Source organism: Sulfitobacter sediminivivens, from assembly GCF_042611115.2.
GTDB classification, from domain to species: domain Bacteria; phylum Pseudomonadota; class Alphaproteobacteria; order Rhodobacterales; family Rhodobacteraceae; genus Sulfitobacter; species Sulfitobacter sediminivivens.
In genome coordinates this window covers 218,405-238,291 of record NZ_JBHGAR020000004.1, presented here as the reverse complement: position 1 = coordinate 238,291, position 19,887 = coordinate 218,405, and the positions used below count along the sequence as shown (strand labels likewise).

Annotated in this window: 20 protein-coding genes; 11 read left to right on the top strand and 9 right to left on the bottom strand. The window is 57.8% G+C overall.

The annotated features are described in order from the left end of the window. Positions 1-3: 3 nt before the first annotated feature. From dxr to pyrH, 5 genes are all read right to left on the bottom strand, one after another. Positions 4-1,179: a 1-deoxy-D-xylulose-5-phosphate reductoisomerase gene (dxr, locus tag ACEWL3_RS06990; protein WP_386178514.1), complete on the bottom strand. Its 1,176-nt coding sequence runs from the start codon at positions 1,177-1,179 to the stop codon at positions 4-6. Between the two features lie 7 nt (positions 1,180-1,186). After that, a complete protein-coding gene (locus ACEWL3_RS06985; protein ID WP_386178511.1) occupies positions 1,187-1,981 on the bottom strand; it encodes a phosphatidate cytidylyltransferase in 795 nt (264 codons plus the stop codon). A 12-nt stretch (positions 1,982-1,993) separates the two neighbouring features. After that, a complete protein-coding gene (gene uppS, locus ACEWL3_RS06980; RefSeq protein ID WP_386178508.1) occupies positions 1,994-2,746 on the bottom strand; it encodes a polyprenyl diphosphate synthase in 753 nt (250 codons plus the stop codon). A 42-nt stretch (positions 2,747-2,788) separates the two neighbouring features. Further along, entirely contained in the window at positions 2,789-3,355 is a 567-nt protein-coding gene (gene frr / locus ACEWL3_RS06975) for a ribosome recycling factor (protein WP_386178505.1), read from the bottom strand. Between the two features lie 337 nt (positions 3,356-3,692). Beyond that, the gene (gene pyrH, locus ACEWL3_RS06970; RefSeq protein WP_386178502.1) at positions 3,693-4,433 is read right to left on the bottom strand and encodes a UMP kinase; all 741 of its coding nucleotides are present in this window, start codon (positions 4,431-4,433) and stop codon (positions 3,693-3,695) included. A gap of 111 nt (positions 4,434-4,544) precedes the next feature. On the opposite strand from pyrH, the gene miaA reads away from it, so the two are divergent. The 5 genes from miaA to ACEWL3_RS06945 all read left to right on the top strand — a co-directional run bounded on the left by miaA (position 4,545) and on the right by ACEWL3_RS06945 (position 11,395). Beyond that, entirely contained in the window at positions 4,545-5,420 is an 876-nt protein-coding gene (miaA, locus tag ACEWL3_RS06965) for a tRNA (adenosine(37)-N6)-dimethylallyltransferase MiaA (RefSeq protein WP_386178499.1), read from the top strand. A gap of 86 nt (positions 5,421-5,506) precedes the next feature. Then, the gene (locus tag ACEWL3_RS06960) at positions 5,507-6,337 is read left to right on the top strand and encodes a helix-turn-helix domain-containing protein (protein WP_386178496.1); all 831 of its coding nucleotides are present in this window, start codon (positions 5,507-5,509) and stop codon (positions 6,335-6,337) included. Between the two features lie 296 nt (positions 6,338-6,633). Further along, positions 6,634-7,719, top strand: coding sequence for an ABC transporter permease (locus ACEWL3_RS06955; RefSeq protein ID WP_386178493.1), 1,086 nt, complete (start codon positions 6,634-6,636; stop codon positions 7,717-7,719). A 12-nt stretch (positions 7,720-7,731) separates the two neighbouring features. Next, positions 7,732-9,198, top strand: coding sequence for an ABC transporter permease (locus ACEWL3_RS06950; protein ID WP_386178490.1), 1,467 nt, complete (start codon positions 7,732-7,734; stop codon positions 9,196-9,198). Between the two features lie 106 nt (positions 9,199-9,304). Next, positions 9,305-11,395, top strand: a complete 2,091-nt coding sequence (locus ACEWL3_RS06945) for a dipeptide ABC transporter ATP-binding protein (protein ID WP_386178487.1) — start codon at positions 9,305-9,307, stop codon at positions 11,393-11,395. Between the two features lie 70 nt (positions 11,396-11,465). Here ACEWL3_RS06945 and ACEWL3_RS06940 read toward each other — a convergent pair whose 3' ends face one another. Further along, positions 11,466-12,068, bottom strand: a complete 603-nt coding sequence (locus ACEWL3_RS06940; RefSeq protein ID WP_386178484.1) for a lytic transglycosylase domain-containing protein — start codon at positions 12,066-12,068, stop codon at positions 11,466-11,468. A 202-nt stretch (positions 12,069-12,270) separates the two neighbouring features. On the opposite strand from ACEWL3_RS06940, the gene ACEWL3_RS06935 reads away from it, so the two are divergent. After that, positions 12,271-12,786 (top strand): single-stranded DNA-binding protein, encoded by a 516-nt coding sequence (locus ACEWL3_RS06935; RefSeq protein ID WP_386178481.1) that lies wholly within the window; start codon positions 12,271-12,273, stop codon positions 12,784-12,786. Further along, entirely contained in the window at positions 12,786-13,223 is a 438-nt protein-coding gene (locus ACEWL3_RS06930; RefSeq protein WP_386178478.1) for a GNAT family N-acetyltransferase, read from the top strand. Before ACEWL3_RS06935 ends, ACEWL3_RS06930 begins: the two co-directional genes overlap by 1 nt. Before the next feature lie 3 nt (positions 13,224-13,226). Here the strand turns inward: ACEWL3_RS06930 and aroB are convergent, their stop codons facing one another. Both aroB and ACEWL3_RS06920 read right to left on the bottom strand, forming a co-directional pair. Continuing rightward, on the bottom strand, positions 13,227-14,339 hold the full coding sequence (aroB, locus tag ACEWL3_RS06925) for a 3-dehydroquinate synthase (RefSeq protein ID WP_386178475.1): 1,113 nt from the start codon (positions 14,337-14,339) through the stop codon (positions 13,227-13,229). Beyond that, entirely contained in the window at positions 14,332-14,928 is a 597-nt protein-coding gene (locus ACEWL3_RS06920; RefSeq protein WP_386178472.1) for a shikimate kinase, read from the bottom strand. Before ACEWL3_RS06920 ends, aroB begins: the two co-directional genes overlap by 8 nt. Positions 14,929-15,009: 81 nt before the next feature. Between ACEWL3_RS06920 and ACEWL3_RS06915 the strand changes: the two genes are divergently transcribed. The 3 genes from ACEWL3_RS06915 to ACEWL3_RS06905 are packed head-to-tail and all read left to right on the top strand — an operon-like array spanning position 15,010 to position 17,717. Then, entirely contained in the window at positions 15,010-15,159 is a 150-nt protein-coding gene (locus ACEWL3_RS06915; protein ID WP_205389794.1) for a hypothetical protein, read from the top strand. Position 15,160: 1 nt separating this feature from the next. Next, the gene (locus tag ACEWL3_RS06910) at positions 15,161-16,738 is read left to right on the top strand and encodes a hypothetical protein (RefSeq protein ID WP_435000620.1); all 1,578 of its coding nucleotides are present in this window, start codon (positions 15,161-15,163) and stop codon (positions 16,736-16,738) included. Between the two features lie 4 nt (positions 16,739-16,742). After that, complete coding sequence (locus ACEWL3_RS06905; RefSeq protein WP_386178466.1) at positions 16,743-17,717, top strand: site-specific tyrosine recombinase XerD; 975 nt, start codon at positions 16,743-16,745, stop codon at positions 17,715-17,717. Here the strand turns inward: ACEWL3_RS06905 and ACEWL3_RS06900 are convergent. Continuing rightward, positions 17,654-18,472, bottom strand: a complete 819-nt coding sequence (locus ACEWL3_RS06900; protein WP_386178463.1) for a metallophosphoesterase family protein — start codon at positions 18,470-18,472, stop codon at positions 17,654-17,656. The two genes, ACEWL3_RS06905 and ACEWL3_RS06900, sit on opposite strands and share 64 nt — an antisense overlap. 87 nt (positions 18,473-18,559) lie before the next feature. Here ACEWL3_RS06900 and ACEWL3_RS06895 point away from each other — a divergent pair, with 87 nt between their 5' ends. Continuing rightward, positions 18,560-19,867 (top strand): HlyC/CorC family transporter, encoded by a 1,308-nt coding sequence (locus ACEWL3_RS06895; protein WP_386178461.1) that lies wholly within the window; start codon positions 18,560-18,562, stop codon positions 19,865-19,867. The last annotated feature ends 20 nt before the right edge of the window (positions 19,868-19,887 follow it).

The window sequence follows — 19,887 nt, the reverse complement described above, 5'->3', positions numbered from 1 at the left end:
ACGCTACCCTGCTCTTTTATCAATTGCGGCTTTTGCCGCCTCACGTGCCAAATGGTCCACTTTGTGCACGTTATCAAGGGTCATGCTCACATCAATATAGCCGGGCTGGCGATCAAGCTGTGTCATCGTGTCCTCAACGACCTCGGCCATCTGGGTGAAATTGATCTGCCCTGCGATGAATCCGTCCAATGCAGTTTCCTTAGCGGCGTTAAACACCGCCCCCATCAATCCGCCCGCCCCCATAACCTCGCGGGCCAGCCGCAGGGCGGGCCAGCGCGCACCATCGGGGGTCGAAAAATCAAGCTGGCCGATGGCCGCAAGATCCAGACGCTCCACCGGGAGATGTGCCCGGTGCGGATGGTGCAGCGCATATCCGATCGCATGGCGCATATCGGGTGGGCCAACATGCGCCATCAAGCCGCCATCGCGAAACCCGACCAGGGCGTGAACCATGGACTGCGGATGCACGAGCACCTCGATCTGATCCGGATCGACGCCAAAAAACTCCCGGGTTTCAATGACTTCCATCGCCTTGTTGAACATGGACGCGGAATCAATGGTGATGCGCTGGCCCATGTCCCAATTGGGATGGGACGACGCCTGATCCAGCGTTGCCTGCGCAAGTTTATCCAACGGCCAATCGCGAAATGCCCCGCCGCTGGCGGTGATGATGATCCGCTCCACCGCCGTGATATCTTCGCCGACGAGGGCCTGAAATATCGCAGAATGCTCACTGTCGACGGGCAGTATCGTCGCGCCGTGAGTATGGGCCGTTTCCAGCAAAAGCTGCCCGGCGCACACCAGCGATTCTTTGTTGGCCAGCGCCAGCGTGCATCCCTGCGCCAATGCAGCAAATCCCGGTGCCAGCCCGGCGGCACCCACGATTGCCGACATGATCCAATCGGCCGGACGGCTGGCCGCCTCAACAACCGCATCCGCGCCTGCCGCGGCCTCGACATCTGAACCTTTCAGCGCATCGCGCAGATCCTCCAGCAGGTCAGGCCGCGCTGTTACCGCGATCTTGGCCCGCATTTCTATCGCATCCGCGGCCAATTGCGCGATGTTGCCCGCCCCGGTCAGCGCCACAACGTCGTAGGCTGCCACGTTGCGGCGCACCAGATCAAGGGTATTCTGCCCGATCGATCCGGTGGCCCCCAGAATACTGATGCGGCGCGGCATCGCGGGGTCAGCCCAGTCCCGGAGGAAAGCCAATAAACTGGCCGATGATCAGCAAGAACAATGACGCCCCCAGCATCCCATCAAAGCGGTCCAGCAATCCGCCGTGGCCGGGGATCAAATCTGAGCTGTCCTTGACACCCATCGTCCGTTTCAGCCCGGATTCAGCAATATCACCCATCTGCGACGCCATCGAGACCGCGATGGATATCCCGATCAATTGCAAACCCACACCGGTGTTGATCGAAAACAGCAGCCCCACAACGGCTGCGCCCACCCATCCAGAAGCGGTGCCGGACCATGTTTTCTTGGGGCTGACGCGCGGCCAGAATTTCGGCCCTCCAAAAGCGCGACCGGCAAAGTAGCCAACCACATCGGTGACAACCACAACCATCACCAGCCACAACAGCCACCCAAAGCCCATGTCATCACGGACCTGCATCATGCCATATCCGGCCAGCAGGATCAGCACGGTATAGGACATATAAATGGTCCGGTTTTCAGACAGATAGCCAAATCCGATCATCGCCGGGGCCAGCAAAAGCGGCAGGGCAAAACCGACCGGTAAATAAATTGCAAAAAAGACCGCGAGCCCGGTCAGCACGCCCAACTGGAGTTGCACGTGGCGCACTCCGGGACGCAGCATGCCAACCAGTTCCCAGACCATCAGGCCACAAATCAGCGCCACCAAGGCATGAAATAAGTGGCCCCCGAACCAGATACCGATCAATCCGATCAGGACCATTGCAGCCGATGACGCCATTCGCGCGGTCAGATCAGACCATTGTTCAGGCGATTTGTTCATCTGTCTCTCCGGTCAGGTTTTCACGGCACCGAAACGGCGATCACGGTCGCCATAGGCGGCGCACAGTCGGCCGAATTCTTCTTTGGAAAAGTCGGGCCATAGGGTGTCGATAAATTCGTATTCAGCATAGGCGGATTGCCACAGCAGAAAGTTGGAAATTCTGGCCTCGCCACTGGTGCGGATCACCAGATCAGGATCGGGAAGGACGTAGGTATCCAAATATTTGGGCAAGGTTTCTTCGTCCACCGCTGCCGGATCAAGCCGCCCGTCCGCCACATCCTGGGCCAACCGCCGTGTGGCGCGGGCAACCTCGTCGCGGCTGCCATAGTTTATTGCGATGGTCAGGTGCACCAGCGTGTTGTGCTCTGTCGCCTCTTCAAGATCAGTCATCATTTTGATCAGCTTGTCATCAAGCCGAACCCTGTCGCCGATGAAACGCACCCGCACGCCAAATTCAGACAGGCTGCGCGTTTCCTTTTTGATATAGCGCCGAAAAAGGCTCATCAGGCCGGCAACCTCGACCTGAGTGCGCTTCCAGTTCTCCGTCGAGAAAGCAAAGATCGTCAGGTATTCGACGCCGAAATCCGGGCAGGATTCGACCACCTCGCGTACTCTTTTGGCCCCCGCATGGTGGCCAAACAGCCGCGGTCTGCCGCGCTGTGTTGCCCACCGCCCGTTACCGTCCATGATGATCGCCACATGGCGCGGCCCACCGGGAACGATTTTGGTTTTTGGCCCGGAGTCTGGCAGGTCGGCGGAACTCATGTACTAACTTTCAAATAACAGGCATCTAGGTCACAGATCGGATTAAACCTGCATGATTTCGGCTTGCTTGGTTTCAAGTTGATCATCGATCCTGGAGATGAACTTTTTGGTAATTTCCTGAACTTCATCTTCCCAAATTTTCTGATCATCTTCGGACAGCGCGCCGTCATTTTTAGCCTTCTTGATCTGGTCCATGCCGTCGCGGCGGACATTGCGGACGCTGACGCGCGCATGTTCGGCATATTGGCCCGCGACTTTGGTCAACTGGGTGCGGCGGTCTTCGTTCAACTCAGGGATCGGGAGCATGATAATGGTGCCGTTCAGCTGCGGATTGATGCCCAACCCAGATTCGCGGATCGCTTTTTCAACCTTGCCAACCAGCGCCTTGTCCCAAACGTTGATCGTAACCATCCGCGATTCCGGGACGTTCACCGTGCCGACCTGATTTATCGGGGTCATGGAGCCGTAGGCGTCGACCATTACCGGTTCCAACATAGACGCCGACGCGCGCCCTGTGCGCAGCGACGCAAATTCCGTGCGCAGTGAGCTAAACGCCCCCTCCATCCGCCGCTCAAGATCGTCGGTATCAAGTATGAAGTCTTCTGCCATGGTTTCCTCGTACTGCTGTCTGGGCTGTTGGTGGACTATTTATGCCAGCCTGTCGCACTTGTATAGTCGCCTCCGCCCACCGTTGTCCCGGAATAACCATATCTCAAGGAATATTCGCGAATTGTGACCGAACCCGAAATTGGATCGGAACGCTTGGTCGTGGCGGTATGATCTGGACTTTGCACATTGGACCGCAGCGGATACTGCGGGGTTGGCTTGGTCCGGGTATCTGCACCATCAGATCCGTCGCCGATTTTTCTGGTGCCTAATTTCTTGGTTCCACATCAGCCCCGCAAAGACCTGTGTGACCGCCTGAACGGCAACCCGTTGATACTTCCTAGCCCTGCACCCGCGTGTATGTGCCCTCGCCCGCAAGAATGCCACGAAAACCGCCCGGTTCATCCAATGAGAACACAATGATCGGCAGGTTGTTGTCACGGGCCAATGCAATGGCGCTGGCATCCATCACGCCCAGACGTTTCTGCAAAACGTCATCGTAGCTGACCGTGTCATAGCGTTTGGCATCGGCAAATTTGTTGGGGTCCTTGTCATAGACACCGTCCACTTTGGTGCCTTTAAAGATCGCCTCGCAGGACATTTCATTGGCCCGCAGGGTGGCGGCGGTATCGGTGGTGAAATATGGGTTGCCGGTGCCGGCGGCAAAGATGCAAACGCGCTTTTTCTCAAGGTGGCGCACAGCACGGCGGCGGATATAGGGTTCTGCCACCTCGTTCATCGTAATTGCAGAAATGACGCGGGTGTGGATGCCCAGCCCTTCAAGCGAGGATTGCATCGCCAGCGCGTTCATCACCGTTGCGAGCATGCCCATGTAATCGGCTGTAGTCCGCTCCATCCCCTGGGCCGACCCTTGCAGGCCCCGAAAGATGTTGCCGCCCCCGATGACCATGCAGATTTCAACGCCCATTTCGTGCACCGTCTGCACTTCGCGCGCAATCCGTTCCACCGTAGGCGGATGCAGGCCGAACCCCTGATCTCCCATCAGCGCCTCACCCGAAATCTTGAGCATGACCCGTTTGAACGTGGACTGCGGGGCGGCTTGGGGCGTGGCATCGGACATGGGGGCACCTTTCGGAGGGTCATTGAGCATTTCAATCTGCCGCAAAATGTCGCAAATGGAGGCAAGGTTCAATCCGTCCCCGCTGGTCTTGAGAAAGAAATATACCGACCCATGCCAATTGTCGCCTCTGATCTGTTGGAACAGTTGTCGCCTGAACAACCCGTCCTGATTGCAGGCCCGACCGCGTCGGGCAAATCGGCGCTGGCGCTTGAGATTGCCGAACGTCAGGGCGGCGTCATCGTAAATGCGGATGCCTCACAGGTTTATGCGTGCTGGCGGGTGATCACCGCGCGCCCCTCTGCCGAGGAAGAGGCGCGTGCACCGCATCTGCTATACGGTCATATTAAGGCCACCCAGTCCTATTCCACCGGCCACTGGCTGCGCGAGGTGGGGGGGCTGCTGGATGGGGTCAGGCCGATCATCGTGGGCGGTACCGGGCTTTATTTTACCGCCCTGACGCAGGGTCTGGCCGATATCCCTGCCACACCAACCGCAGTCCGCGCGCAGGGCGATGCACTGGACCGCCCACGATTGCTGGCCGGGATTGATCCTGAAACCGTCAAACGGATCGACATCATGAACCGGGTCCGCGTGCAGCGGGCATGGGAAGTTCAACAGGCCACCGGGCGCGGCTTGGCCGCATGGCAGGACAATACGGCCCCGCCTCTTTTGCCGTTGGATCGGTGTTTTCCCATTGTGATCGACGCGGACAAGGACTGGTTGAACAATCGGATCGCGCGGCGGTTTGCCCTGATGATCGACGGCGGTGCCGTGGATGAGGTTGCAGCGGTTCAGCCGACCTACGATCCTGCCTTGCCCGCACACCGCGCCATTGGTGTGCCGGAACTGATGGCGCATCTGAGCGGTGACATGACGCTTGATCAGGCACGAGACGCCGCCGTGACCGCCACCCGGCAATTTGCCAAACGACAGCGCACATGGATGCGCAGCAAAATGGCAACGTGGGCGCATATTCACCAGCCTTAATCGTTCGTTAAATTGACAAATGGTGATTTTTATGGGGGTAATTTGGGATTAACCACCCCGAACGCTTTCCCATATGCGATGTTTTTATGACTGAGCACACCTTTGACATCAAGATCCTGACCTTGCCGCAATTAACCGCCGGACAGGACTGGAAACTGCATCTTGCCCATGACCGCCCACACCATTTGCTGATCTGGATTACCCGTGGACAGGGCCGCGTGTTGCTTGATGGGCAACGCCGGGGTCTGGGTGTCCACAACGCGCTGTTGATCCCGTCGGGCGCGCTTTTTGCCTTTGATCTGGGTCGGCAGGGGATGGGGCAAGTGGTGGTGATCCCGCAGGGCACGCCGCTCAGGTTGCCTGAAATTCCACGCCATCTCAGGATCAGGGATGTCCACGTGCAAACAGAGCTTAATGGTTTGATTGAAGCCGCACAGCGCGAACAGAATTCGCAGCGCCCGCTGCGTCAGGACGCATTGGAAGCACATGCGGCGCTGATGTCGGTCTGGCTCAGACGGCAGATCATGCAAGAGGAACATGTGCCCGTCCGCCGCAACGCCGCTGCCCGGCTCAGCGCACGGTACTGCGCAATGATATCTGCACGCTATGCCAGCGGCGCACCAATGGCCGACTATGCCGCCGATCTTGGCGTGACACCCACCCACCTGACCCGTGCGGTCAAGGCCGCCACAGGCAAAACCGCGGCTGATCTGTTGACCGAACGTGTGGTTTACGCGGCCCGCAGCCTGTTAAGTGAAACCAAACAGCCCGCTCAGGACATTGCCCGACATCTTGGCTTTGGATCGGCCGCCTATTTCACCCGATTTATGCAGCAACATACGGGACATGCGCCCAGCAAGCTGCGCGCGGAAAAGCCCGGGCAAGAGAACAACAGACAAAGCCGCCCCTCAAGTTGAGGTCGCTTTTATACAAGAAACATGTCGCAAAATAACCGCGAAAGGGCGGAAGTTGCCGTTGACCTGCGCAACGGAGTCATGCCTCATAGGCGCGGGGGATTTTCAGGTGATATTGATTGTGCAATGCCAGCGCACCCCCAGCGCCCCCGTAACCACGTGGGGTGTTCGAAAAAGAAACGCGAAATAATTCAGTGCACGATGTGCTTTGACCATCACAGGAAGGCACCAAGCGCCGGACGTGATAAAAACCAAAACCGGCGGGACAAACCTGCTTAGCCACTCAACAGGGGCACTTCATGGGACTATTCATACTTCGCCGCCTGGGCGTGATGTTGCTGACGGCGCTGTGCCTGACGTTCATCGTGTTCTGGCTGACCAATCTATATCCGAACCTTGAAAAGCTGGCCAAGACGCAAGGCAACTTTCGGATGTCGGATGAAGCGGTTGCCAGCTATCTGGGCGACCGTGGCTATCTGCAACCCACCTACGACAAATTTGGCGAATGGTTGGGCGTCATGCCGGGATGGGTCACGGAAAAAGAAGATGGCAAGGTATTTGGCCGCTGTTTTCCAGAAGGCACACCCGAAGCAGAACGCCCGACACGTTGTGGTATCCTGCAGGGTGATTGGGGGTTCTCAACCGTGTTCAAGGATGATGTCGGGGCGACTGTGCTGACCCGGTTGGCGCTGACCGGGAAGCTCATGCTGTGGGTATTAATCCTGATGGTGCCAACGGCGCTGCTTGTCGGAGTTTTGGCAGGCATGCGCGAGGGATCAAAGCTTGACCGGTCCCTGTCCACCTTTTCGATCGCCACGACAGCAACGCCCGAATATGTATCCGGTGTGATTTTCATTGCGGTGCTGGCGTCTTCAAAGTTTGGCATATCACCCTGGCTGAACGAGATCGGGCTTTTGGAAAGCAAGACCCTGTTCCTTGGCTCTGCCACCAGCGCCATGGATGACGCGAATTTCTGGAACTTCTTTCTGCCGGTTCTGACCATTTCGCTTTATGGGATGGGATATATTGCGCGGATGACGCGGGCCTCAATGACCGAGGTGATGACCGCACAATATATCCGCACCGCGCGTCTGAAAGGCGTCAAATTCAGCGACATCGTGTTGAAACACGCGCTGCGCAACGCGCTGATTGCGCCGTTTACAGTGATCATGCTGCAGATCCCCTGGTTGCTGAACGGGGTGGTGATTGTCGAGACGCTGTTCAACTATAAGGGCTTTGGCTGGCTCCTGGTACAGGCGGCGTCCAACAACGATATTGAACTGTTACTGGCAGTGTCGGTCGTTTCAGTTGTCGTGGTGCTGGTGACGCAGCTGATATCGGATATCGGCTATGTTTACCTGAACCCACGCATTCGCATTTCTTAAGGGAGCATGGACATGGAACAATTGTCATGGACTGGGTCCTTAAGCGGACTGAACTTTATCTTTTTCCTGGTCATCGCGCTGTTGGCTTTGATGATCGTTATTCAAATCGTGGCATCCTATGTCACCGTTTCCGGAACGCGGGCGGTTAATGCAGATGGGACACTGGCCGCAGATAGCGGTGCCAGCGGATTTATCGGTGTGATTGTCACCTACCTGTTTTATTCGGCGGTGGCACTTGTGCTTGCCTACCTCGTTCTTGGCGTCTTCATGGGCACAAGGGCCGGTATCATTGGCGGCATGTCACGCCAGTTCTTGCCGGTGTGGATTGCGCTGATCGCTACTTTTGCGCTGTCGATCACATTCAAGCGCAAGCTGGGGCTTTACGGCAAACTCTTTGACAGCACCGTGGGCATGATCGGGTTTGCGATTGTGATGTTCTGGGTGTTCACCGGTATCTTTGGGGGTGTATTTGACATGCTAACCACCCATGACAGCCTGAGTCAGGTGTCGGGCATGAAAAACAAACTGCCCGGTACGCCGCTGGCGCGGGCCGAGGAAAATGACTTTCAGTGGTTCCTGCTGGGCGGTGACAATCTGGCGCGCGATGTGTTCAGTCGCTTGATTAAAGGATCATGGGTTGTGGTGCAGATCGCACCGCTGGCAACGCTCTTTGCGTTCATGGTGGGCATCACGCTGGGGTTGCCTGCCGGGTATTATGGCGGTCGTTTGGACACGATCCTGTCGTTTCTGGCCAATCTCATCCTCGCCTTCCCGGTAATCTTGCTGTTTTATCTGCTGGTCACGCCAGAGATCGTGCTGACAGGTATTCCCAATTATATGGCCGCATTCTTGTTTGTGTTCCCGCTGGTGTTCGTCGGGATCTTGCTGAACTCGCGCTATTACACCCAACCGACATTCCGTACCCCTTTGCTGGTCGTGGTTCTGGGCGTAATGGCGTGGCTTTATCTGTCTTTGATCAGTACCGACGGTGCGATCGTGGATGCCGTAACCTATCGTATTCCCGGCCTTCCCAACGCTATTGACCTTTTCAACATCGATGCAGGCATTCTTGTGGTGTTCGTGTCGGTGGTGTTTGTGAACTCGCCCACCGTGTTCCGGATCGTCCGGGGCCTCGCGCTGGATATCAAGACACGAGACTATGTGGCTGCGGCACAGACCCGTGGTGAGGGGCCATGGTACATCATGCTGTGGGAAATCCTGCCCAATGCACGGGGGCCGCTGATCGTCGATTTCTGTTTGCGCATTGGCTATACGACCATCCTGCTGGGAACCTTGGGTTTCTTTGGTCTGGGGCTTGAATCTGAAAGCCCGGATTGGGGCAGCACTATTAATTCCGGACGCAGGCTCCTGTCGCTTTATCCACATGCGGCCTTGGCCCCGGCGGTAGCACTATTGAGCCTCGTTCTGGGGCTCAACCTGCTGGCGGACGGTCTGCGCGAAGAAAGCCTGCGCGATTGATGAAAGGTGCCGACCGGGCGGATATCTGCCCGGTCCACCAAAGATATTTAAGCCGATAAGAGGCGATACCACCCTCTAAATCGGCACCCTATGAGGGAGACAAGAGATGGCTAAGACGGATTATGACGGTCCAATTCTGGAGATCGACAAACTGTCGATTTCGTTTTTCACCCGGCTCCGGGAAATTCCGGCGGTCATGGACTTTTCCGTTTCAGTCAAGCCCGGCGAAGCGGTCGGGTTGGTTGGCGAATCCGGTTGCGGCAAATCCACCGTGGCGCTGGGCGTCATGCAGGATCTGGGCAAAAACGGCCGCGTCGTTGGCGGTTCGATCAAGTTCAAAGGCCGCGATATGGGTGAGATGAGCGATGAGGAACTGCGTGATATTCGCGGATCCGAAGTCGCCATGATTTATCAAGAACCGATGGCCTCGCTAAATCCGGCGATGAAGATTGGCAGGCAGCTCATGGAAGTGCCGATGATCCATGCGGGCATGTCCGAAAAAGAGGCACATGATCGCGCGCTTCAGGTGGTGACTGACGTGAAATTGCCCGACCCCAAGCGCATCCTGAACGCCTATCCGCATCAATTATCAGGTGGTCAGCAACAACGCATCGTCATTGCGATGGCGCTGATGTCGGAACCGTCTTTGTTGATCTTGGACGAACCCACAACCGCGCTCGATGTCACGGTAGAGGCGGCTGTGGTGCAGCTGGTCAAGGAACTTGGCACCAAATACGGCACCTCGATGTTGTTCATTTCGCATAACCTTGGTCTGATCCTTGAAACCTGTGACCGGGTCTGTGTGATGTATTCAGGTGAAGCGGTCGAGCGCGGCACCATCGAAGAGGTGTTCGACGAGATGCAGCACCCCTACACTCAGGCGCTCTTCCGCTCCATCCCGCTGCCTGGCGCAGACAAAAATGCGCGTCCGCTGATCGCCATTCCGGGCAACTTCCCGCTGCCCCATGAACGCCCGCCGGGCTGTAACTTTGGCCCGCGCTGCGATTATTTTGAGGCCGGGCGCTGTGATCAAGGGTCCATTTCGATGGAACCGGTGCCAGGCAATGACCGACATCACACCCGTTGTGTCAAATTCCAGGAAATCGACTGGGCCGCACCGCTTGAGTTGGCCGAGGTCAAGACCAAGGGTGACGTGGGCAAAGTTGTCCTGAAAATGGACAACCTCAAGAAATACTATCAGGTCGCAGCCAACGCGATGTTTGGTGGCGGCGACACCAAGGTGGTCAAAGCCAACGAAACCCTCAGCTTTGAAGCCCGCGAATCCGAGACGTTGGCGATTGTGGGCGAATCCGGCTGTGGTAAATCGACATTCGCCAAGGTGCTGATGGGGCTTGAGACAGCCACCGAAGGCCACATTTATCTGGATGGTCAGGACATCGGCAATGTGCCGATTGAAAATCGCACCACGCAGAACGTGGCCGACATTCAGATGGTTTTTCAGAACCCCTTTGATACGCTGAACCCGTCGATGACCGTGGGCCGCCAGATCGTGCGTGCCCTTGAGATCTTCAAAATCGGCAAGAACGAGAAAGAGCGCTGGCAGCGGATGCTGGAACTGCTTGATCTGGTGAAGCTGCCGCGTGAATTTGCAACTCGGATGCCGCGGCAATTGTCCGGTGGGCAAAAGCAACGGGTCGGCATCGCGCGGGCCTTTGCGGGTGATGCGCGCATTGTGGTGGCGGATGAACCAGTGTCGGCGCTCGATGTGTCGGTGCAGGCTGCGGTTACGGACCTGCTGATGGAAATCCAGCGCGAACAGAAAACCACGCTGCTCTTCATCAGCCACGATCTGTCGATTGTGCGCTATCTCAGCGACCGGGTGATGGTGATGTATCTGGGCCATGTGGTTGAACTGGGCACCACAGATCAGGTGTTCAGCCCGCCCTATCACCCCTATACCGAGGCGCTGCTGTCGGCGGTTCCAATTGCAGACACCAAGGTCAAGAAAAAGCACATCGTGCTTGAGGGGGACATTCCGTCAGCCATGAACCCGCCACCGGGTTGCCCGTTCCAGACGCGGTGCCGTTGGAAATCCGAGGTGCCGGGCGGGCTTTGTGAGAAAGAAGTGCCGCCGATGCGTACCATGGCGGATGGCCATCAGGTCAAATGCCACCTCTCAGACGAGAAATTTGCCGAGATGGAACCGGTGATCGAAGTGAACGTCGCCGCTGAGTGACAATGGGACAAAAAAAAGGGGGCGGAACACCGGTTGATCCGCCCCCTTTTTCAATTTTTGCCTGCAAGTTTTAGCCGCCGTGGATGATTTTCACGTAATTCCGGGTTTCCTTGTAGGGCGGAATGCCGCCGTATTTCTTCACTGCCCCCGGCCCCGCATTATAGGCGGCAAGCGCCAGACGCCATGTGCCAAAGGTCCGGTATTGCTGTTTCAGATAGCGCGCGCCGCCCTCTAGATTTTCTTCGGGATTGTCGGGATTAACGCGTAATTTGCGCGCCGTGGCGGGCATCAGCTGCGCCAATCCCATCGCCCCTTTATGTGACCGCGCACCGGCATTCCATCCGCTTTCCTGCTGGATCAGGCGCAAGAAAAGATCAGCCGGAATGCCGTGCCGATTGGCCGCCTCGCGGGCGAGTGCAAGATAGACGCCCTTGTATTTGCCACGGTATTCGGGGGTCTGGTCGTCCCATTTAGTGGGTGTCACAACGGTCGGTGGTTTCAGCCGGACCGAGGCGGAATATTGTTTGGCGGCGCGGTTATCGAGCACGCTTTTTTGTGCATTAAAGAGGCCACTGCGATTCTTGGACGAAAAAATATCAGCTGAAACCGGCGCTGCGGACCCGAAAACCATGCTGCTGACCGCCGCGACGGCCCATATTTGCGATCTGCGCATCTTTACCAGTCCCCCAACCCTTCGTTCGATCCACTTCTTACCAACTCCAGCGGTTTTTGTCAGCCTTTGAATTCTTGAACGGTTGCGGCAATTTGGGCGGAAACTTGATGTTAACCATGGATCAACCAAGCTATAACCAACACGATTAGAAGAGGTCGATGGATTCGGCCCCTGCACAAACGACAATACCAAGGGGGGCGACATGGCCGGCTCAGTCAACAAAGTGATCCTTATCGGCAATCTGGGGCGCGACCCCGAGGTGCGTTCATTTCAGAACGGCGGCAAGGTGTGTAACCTGCGCATCGCCACGTCCGAGACATGGAAAGACAAAAACACCGGCGAACGCCGCGAAAAGACCGAATGGCACAGTGTTGCGATTTTCAACGAAGGTCTGGTGCGGATTGCTGAGCAGTATCTGAAAAAGGGCTCCAAGGTCTATATCGAAGGCCAGTTGCAGACCCGCAAATGGCAAGATCAGTCTGGTGCCGACCGTTATAGCACCGAGGTGGTGCTGCAGGGCTTTAACGGTACGCTGACCATGCTTGACGGGCGCGATGGCGGCGGATCGGGCGGTGGCGGCGGATATGATGACCGCGGCGCTGGCGGCGGCGGATACGATCAGGGCGGTGGATATGACAGCGGCCCTTCCTCATCCGGGGGCGGTAGCGGCGGCGGCGGTGGATCATCGCGTGATCTGGATGACGAAATCCCGTTCTGATGCGGTCGGGCGTCTCTGTTCGCGTTTTGGGTCATGCCGACGTGGACAGCGCGCTGTTGCTTTACAATGAACTTACGTTCGGACCACCCGCGCAGAACGCGGGTGCGTTTGACGCTGTGATCACCCATCCCGGCAGTTCCGTTTTTGGCGGGTTTATCGGCGATGATCTGGTCTCGATGGTGACGCTGCATTTACTGCCAAATGTGCTTTGGAATGCGCGGCCCTATGCGTTGATCGAAAACGTGGTGACGCGGCGCGATCATCAAAAACAGGGTTTGGGCCGCACAGTGATGAACGCGGCGATTGCGGTGGCCTGGGATGCGGACGCCTATAAAATCATGCTGATGACCGGGCAAAAGCGCGGTGCCAAAGGTTTTTACGAGGCGGTCGGTTTTTCGGCAGAGGACAAATTCGCGATGGTTCTGCGGCGCGACTGATTGCTAGCGCGCGGCCAATCCATCGCGCAATACACCAAGAACCGCATCGCGGGGCACATCGCCAGTGACGAAAGCGGTGCCAATGCCGCGGGCCAGAATAAACCGCAGCTGACCATCCACGACCTTTTTATCCTGTCCCATCAGACCCAGCAGCCCTTCGGCATCCGGCAAATCACCTGCAATGTCCGACAGGTCTGTTTTCATACCCATCGCCTTGAGATGCGCACGCACCCGGCTTGGGTCCTCTTGGCTGCACAGCCCCAGCCGCGCTGACAATTCAAACGCCAGCGCACACCCGATCGCTACCCCCTCGCCGTGCAACAGACGGTCCGAATATCCGGTCGCCGCCTCAAGTGAATGACAGAACGTATGGCCAAGGTTCAGCAATGCCCGATCGCCCTGCTCTGTCTCGTCACGCATCACAATGTCGGCCTTCATCTGGACCGACCGCCGCACCGCTTCGACACGTGCGGCCCCATCACCCGCTGCCAAGGCCGGGCCTTGGCGCTCAAGCCAGTCAAAGAACGTCGCATCCCCAAGCAGCCCGTATTTAACGACCTCACCGTAGCCGGCCAGAAAATCGCGGGGCGTGAGCGTTCCCAGAACGGCAGTGTCCGCCAGCACCAAAGACGGCTGATGAAAGGCCCCGATCAGGTTCTTGCCCTGCGCCGCATTGATCCCGGTCTTGCCCCCAACAGAGCTGTCGACCTGGGCCAGCAGCGATGTCGGGATTTGCACAAACCGGACTCCGCGCCGCAGAATGGCTGCGGCAAAGCCTACGAGATCACCCACAACGCCGCCGCCAAAAGCGATCACCAGATCGCGGCGTTCCACCTTTTGATCCAGCAGCCAATCACAGCAAATGTTCAGCTGTTCCCAGCTTTTCGTCGCCTCGCCGGGGGGCAGCGTCATCGCCGCCATCTCAATCCCCGTGGCCGCCAATCCAGCGCGTAGCGTTTCCAGATGCAGGGCCGCGACATTTGCATCCGAAATCACCGCGACCTTTTTGCGGGCCAGCATCGGGGACAGATATGCGCCCGCCTCTGCCAAAAGATCAGGGCCGATCACCACATCATAGCCCCGGCCCGGCAGATTGACGTTCACGGTCTCACGCATCGTGTTTCTCCAACACATCCGGCCTGCTCAGCAACATCTCGATCACCCGTTCCGCCATGGCATCAATGGTAATCTTCGGCGCGCAAAGCACGCAAAGATCAGACTTTTCATAGATCGGCACCCGTACCTGATAGAGCGCCTGAAGCGTTGCTTTGGGGTCTTTGGTGTGCAGCAACGGACGGGTGTCCTTGTGACGCACCCGGTTCCACAGCAGGTTCAGATCCGCATTCAACCACAGCGACACGCCGCGCGCTCCAATCATTTCGCGGTTCACCTCAGCCAAAAAAGCGCCGCCGCCGGTTGACAGAATACCGGCGGTCCCATCCAACAATCGCGAAATCACCTCTGTTTCGCGTTTGCGAAAAAAGGCCTCGCCATCTCGGGCAAAAATTTCGGGAACACTCAGGTTTGCAGCCGTCTCGATCTCACTGTCGCTGTCAAGGAATGGCACGCCCAGCTTTGCAGCGACGGCACGGCCCACGGCGGTCTTTCCAGCACCCATCATCCCCACCATGGCTACGGTCTTTTTCAAGACGTACCGGGGGGCGGACTTGCCTGCATCGGCTTGTGTTTGCTCAATTCCGCTCATTTTTATCTGAATGACGTGATATTGGGGAAAAGGCCATATATAGAATGGGTAAAGAATACAAAAAACGAACGGGCATTTTTCATGGGCAAACTGATCAAGCTGCTGATAATTCTACTGATTCTGGGCTTTATCGGGTTGGTTGGCTATGCGTATCTGGGTCCGTTTTTTGGTGTGGATTTTTCTCCCGACCAAGTAGAAACGCGTGAACCCGTGACATTGATTGCGCAATAACATGCAGATGATGCGGATGGCCAATCTGGGAATTTGGGCGTTTGTACCGGCTTTCATGGCCTTTAGCGCCCATGCCCAGACGCAAGAATTGCCATCCGGCCAAACCCCGCTTTCGGTGATTGACTGGCTGGGCACGCAAGGCCCCGCCACGACAGGCCAGGTGCCCCCGCAGTTCCCTGAAGGGCAGCAATCAAATGAACCGCCCGTGACCAAAAGCGGCACACCACCGATCGTGACAGTCGCGCCACTGGGCGAGGGCAGCCCGCGCGAAATCGGATTGGTGCCGACAGTTGTGACCGGGTTGCCAATCGACATCTGGGCGGGCAGCGACGCGGATCAGATCATCAAAAAGATCAAAGACCTTGCCGATCCAACCCTGCCTGCGGCGCAGGCGCTCCTTTATACCGTCTTGTTGGCCGAGGCACGGGCACCGCGTGGCGGTGTGGCGGCAGGCGACGCCCTGGCGCTGGCGCGCGTTGAAAAGCTGGTGACGCTGGGCGCGCTTGATCCGGCGTTGTCGCTGATCGAACAGGCCGGGGTGACGACGTCGCCTGATCATTTCGATTTATGGATGCAGATCAGTCTGTTGAACGGAACCGAAGACCGTGCCTGTGCCACCTTGGCAGGCGCACCGCATCTGACCCGCGACTACGGCACCCGGATTTTCTGTGCGGCGCGGGCGGGCAACTGGGACAATGCAGCACTCACATTTGGATCGGCGCAGGCACTGGGGCTGATGAGCGACGAAAAGCTTGATCTGATAGACCGGTTCCTGAACCCCGATGCCTATGAGGGCGCGCCACCCCTGCGCCCGCCACGAAAAATGGACCCGCTCAGTTTTCGTTTGTTCGAAACCATTGGCGAGCCGCTGCCAACGGGCAATTTAGCCCGCCAATATGCTGTTGCAGATCTGCGCGATGTTGCGGGATGGAAGGCACAGTTGGAGGCCGCAGAGCGTTTGACGCGGCTGGGGGCCTTGCCGGACAATCGGTTGCTGGGCCTTTACACAGATCGACAAGCCGCCGCATCAGGGGGCATCTGGGACCGGGTTTCTGCCCTGCAACGGTTTGAAACAGCGCTCAACACCGGCAGCGCCGAGGCTGTGGCGAAAACCCTGCCAACGGTCTGGGCCGCGATGCATGAAGCAGGGCTTGAGGTGTCATTTGCCACGTTGTTTGCCGATCCGCTTGCACAGATACCACTGACGGGTCGCGCCGCTGACATCGCCTTTGAGATTGCCCTGCTGTCGCCCGCCTATGAAGCCGCATCGGTTAATGCGCAGCAGAAATCACTGCTCACCGCGATTGGCATTGGTGAAATGCCCGAAAAAGCACCGGATGATGTGATGGAACGGGCGGTGTTCGAGGCGTTTACAACGGCAACACCGCGTGCCGATCTGATTGCCAATGCCCGCCAGAAGCGGCTGGGCGAGAGCATCCTGATCGTGCTCGACCTTCTGAACGACGGGGCGGGCGGGGATGCCAGTGCGCTGCGCGATGCGCTTGCGACGTTGCGCGCTTTGGGTCTTGAGGACACGGCGCGCCGTTTGGCGTTGCAAACCCTTTTGCTGGAGCGGTGAGATCATGCAAACGCAGACCTTTCATTGGATTTCCAGCTTTCTAGAGGCGCAGGCGGCCGAATTGGGTGCCGCGACCAACACGCTGCTGGCGTATGGCCGCGACCTCAAGGATTTCGATGTGTTTCTGTCGCGCCGTGGCTCTGATTTTATGCAGGCCGCAAAGGCGGACGTTGAGGCATATCTGGTGCATTGTGATGCGCAGGGTCTGGCCAAGTCCACCCGTGCCCGGCGGCTTTCTGCGATCAAACAACTGTACCGCTTCGCTTTTGAGGAAGGGTTGCGCACTGACAATCCCGCGATCCAGATTGCGGGGCCCGGTCAGGACAAACGCCTGCCCAAGATCCTTTCGGAGGCCGAGGTGGACGCCCTGCTTGAGGCCGCACGCGCCTCTGGTCGGTCACAAGCCGATCAGACCCGCAACACCTGCCTGATGGAGCTGCTTTATGCGACGGGCATGCGGGTCAGCGAATTGGTCGGTCTGCCAATCAGTGCCACGCGCGGTGATCCGAGGTTGTTGTTGATTATGGGCAAGGGTGGCAAGGAACGCATGGTGCCGCTGTCGCCCCCTGCCCGCACTGCGCTGACCGAATGGCTGCTGATGCGCGACAAACAGGATGAGGCCGCGCAGGCCAAGCGTCTGCCCGTCTCAAGGCATCTGTTTCCTTCGCGCGGCGCGTCAGGCCATCTGACCCGGCATCGGTTCTATCTGCTGATCAAGGAATTTGCAGTGGCCGGGGGCGTTGACCCTGCAAAAGTCACCCCGCACACGCTGCGTCATGCCTTTGCGACGCATTTGCTGGCGCATGGTGCGGACCTGCGCGCCATTCAGACCATGCTGGGCCATGCGGATGTGGCCACGACGGAAATCTACACGCATGTGCTTGAGGAACGGTTGTCCGAACTGGTGCTCGAACATCATCCCCTTGCCAAAGAGGGCAAACGCAAATCGGCAGGCAGAATATCTTCGGACGGCCAATAGCCCGACTGCAATCCGCGCCTGTACCCGTCGGGCAGACCGGCATCCGCCATGTCACGCATCGCACCTGCCACGTCATAATCAAGCCGATGGATCTGGACCTCGCCACCATCCAGTATCGCAAAGCGCGTCTGCTGACGCCCATCATGGGGCGGCATCCCGATCACGCCCGCATTGATCCATCGGCCTTTCGGCGTCTTGCGGATAAACGGGATGCCACAATGGCCCGCGATGATGTGATCGACCGGGCCGATGTGATCTTCCAATGCCTGCCATTCCTGATCAAAGACAGAAGCATCCGAATTGCCCCAGATAAATCGGGAAATATCGGTGGCGCCACCATGTATCGCGGCGTAACGCGAGCCCTGATGGGTAAAGGTGGTGACATTCGGCAATCCGCCCATCCATGCCTTGTCATCGGCCGAGAGGGCGGATGCGGCGAAGCCAAACCACCCTGCGCTCAGCAGATCACAGGCTGATCCCGCGTCAAATCCACATCCGCAACCCGATGCACCGCTGGCCAATTGCACCTCGCAATTGCCCGCCACCACCGGGCAGGCCAGATCACGCAGGCGCTGCACGCAAGGACCGGGCGCGCCGCAATAGGCTGCAACATCGCCGGTACACATCATATGCCCGCAATCAATGCCACGTGCCGCTGCTGCCGCGATCACTGCATCCAAAGCCTGAACATTCGAATACGGCCCCCCAAACAGCAAAACAGGGCCATCCAATACGCCTAGATCAGCATGTTTCATCACCCTGTACCCCGCCTGAACCCTTGAATGACACCGGTGGTATGCCCATAACCACATCTAAATTATATCACATGGATACTTTCACAAATGGAAACCGGCACTGCAATGTTTGATGGCGCTTTTTGGTTCAGTTCCGGGATCATTCTATTTCTGCTGATCCTCTCGGGATTCTTTTCGGGCTCTGAAACGGCACTGACCGCTGCGTCACGCGGCAAACTGCGCGCGCAGGCGGACAAGGGATCACGCGGCGCAACTCGCGCGCTCAGGATCACCGAAGACAATGAACGCCTGATCGGTTCAGTGCTCTTGGGCAACAACCTTGTGAACATTCTGGCCGCATCGCTGGCCACCGCAATGTTCACCCGGATGTTTGGCGAATCCGGGGTGGCACTGGCCACGCTGGTGATGACCCTGCTGGTGCTGATCTTTGCCGAAGTGCTGCCAAAAACCTATGCCATCACCAATGCCGAACGCGCCGCCGCTCTGGTCTCGCGGCCCATTGCGATTGTGGTGTTGGTCTTTTCGCCGCTGGTGACGGCCGTTCGGTTTCTGGTGCGTGGCATTCTTGGCCTTTTTGGCGTGGCGATTGATCCTGACAGCAACATTCTGGCCGTGCGCGAAGAGATCGCCGGTGCCCTGCAACTGGGCCATTCCGAAGGCGTGGTGGAAAAGGAAGACCGCGACCGCATTCTGGGCGCGCTTGATCTGCGCGAACGCGCGGTTGAGGAAATCATGCTGCACCGCTCCGGAATTGAGATGATCAATGCGGCCAGTGATCCTTCGGAAATTTTGGGGCAATGTCTCGATTCCAACCACACCCGTCTGCCGGTTTACCGCGATGATCCAGAAAACATCATCGGCGTGATCCATGCAAAAGATTTGTTGCGCGCCATGTACAAGCTGATTGGCGGCCCCGAGGGCGATGCCGCCGCTCTCAAGGATTTCGACATCGCCGCTGTGGCGATGAAGCCGTATTTCGTGCCTGAAACCTCAACACTGGACGAACAGATGCGCCAGTTCCTGCGCCGGCGCACGCATTTTGCACTGGTTGTGGATGAATATGGCTCCCTGCAAGGGTTGATCACGCTTGAGGATATCCTGGAAGAAATCGTCGGCGAGATCACAGACGAATTTGACCCCGACGCGGATCACCCGGTCAAAACCGCAGAAGACGGCCATCTGATTGTTGACGGGGCCATGACGATCCGCGACATGAACCGCGCCACTGACTGGTCACTGCCCGATGACGAGGCCAACACGATTGCGGGGCTGGTTATCCACGAGGCGCAGATGATCCCGACACCGGGTCAGGTCTTTTTGTTTCACGGCTACCGGTTTGAGGTGCTGGCGCGGGACGGGAACAGGATAACTCAGTTGAAGATCAGGCCGCTGTAACACCCGCCGTGCGGTGCATG

Excerpts from the sequence above, each read along its gene's own strand:
- ACEWL3_RS06920 (WP_386178472.1), bottom strand. The coding sequence starts at position 14,928 with ATGAGCGGAATTGAGCAAACACAAGCCGATGCAGGCAAGTCCGCCCCC.
- aroB (WP_386178475.1), bottom strand. The coding sequence starts at position 14,339 with ATGCGTGAGACCGTGAACGTCAATCTGCCGGGCCGGGGCTATGATGTG.
- ACEWL3_RS06900 (WP_386178463.1), bottom strand. The coding sequence starts at position 18,472 with ATGAAACATGCTGATCTAGGCGTATTGGATGGCCCTGTTTTGCTGTTT.
- ACEWL3_RS06985 (WP_386178511.1), bottom strand. The coding sequence starts at position 1,981 with ATGAACAAATCGCCTGAACAATGGTCTGATCTGACCGCGCGAATGGCG.
- frr (WP_386178505.1), bottom strand. The coding sequence starts at position 3,355 with ATGGCAGAAGACTTCATACTTGATACCGACGATCTTGAGCGGCGGATG.
- ACEWL3_RS06960 (WP_386178496.1), top strand. The coding sequence starts at position 5,507 with ATGACTGAGCACACCTTTGACATCAAGATCCTGACCTTGCCGCAATTA.
- dxr (WP_386178514.1), bottom strand. The coding sequence starts at position 1,179 with ATGCCGCGCCGCATCAGTATTCTGGGGGCCACCGGATCGATCGGGCAG.
- ACEWL3_RS06945 (WP_386178487.1), top strand. The coding sequence starts at position 9,305 with ATGGCTAAGACGGATTATGACGGTCCAATTCTGGAGATCGACAAACTG.
- miaA (WP_386178499.1), top strand. The coding sequence starts at position 4,545 with ATGCCAATTGTCGCCTCTGATCTGTTGGAACAGTTGTCGCCTGAACAA.
- ACEWL3_RS06950 (WP_386178490.1), top strand. The coding sequence starts at position 7,732 with ATGGAACAATTGTCATGGACTGGGTCCTTAAGCGGACTGAACTTTATC.
- uppS (WP_386178508.1), bottom strand. The coding sequence starts at position 2,746 with ATGAGTTCCGCCGACCTGCCAGACTCCGGGCCAAAAACCAAAATCGTT.
- ACEWL3_RS06905 (WP_386178466.1), top strand. The coding sequence starts at position 16,743 with ATGCAAACGCAGACCTTTCATTGGATTTCCAGCTTTCTAGAGGCGCAG.
- ACEWL3_RS06955 (WP_386178493.1), top strand. The coding sequence starts at position 6,634 with ATGGGACTATTCATACTTCGCCGCCTGGGCGTGATGTTGCTGACGGCG.
- ACEWL3_RS06915 (WP_205389794.1), top strand. The coding sequence starts at position 15,010 with ATGGGCAAACTGATCAAGCTGCTGATAATTCTACTGATTCTGGGCTTT.
- ACEWL3_RS06935 (WP_386178481.1), top strand. The coding sequence starts at position 12,271 with ATGGCCGGCTCAGTCAACAAAGTGATCCTTATCGGCAATCTGGGGCGC.
- ACEWL3_RS06940 (WP_386178484.1), bottom strand. The coding sequence starts at position 12,068 with ATGCGCAGATCGCAAATATGGGCCGTCGCGGCGGTCAGCAGCATGGTT.
- ACEWL3_RS06930 (WP_386178478.1), top strand. The coding sequence starts at position 12,786 with ATGCGGTCGGGCGTCTCTGTTCGCGTTTTGGGTCATGCCGACGTGGAC.
- ACEWL3_RS06895 (WP_386178461.1), top strand. The coding sequence starts at position 18,560 with ATGGAAACCGGCACTGCAATGTTTGATGGCGCTTTTTGGTTCAGTTCC.
- ACEWL3_RS06910 (WP_435000620.1), top strand. The coding sequence starts at position 15,161 with ATGCAGATGATGCGGATGGCCAATCTGGGAATTTGGGCGTTTGTACCG.
- pyrH (WP_386178502.1), bottom strand. The coding sequence starts at position 4,433 with ATGTCCGATGCCACGCCCCAAGCCGCCCCGCAGTCCACGTTCAAACGG.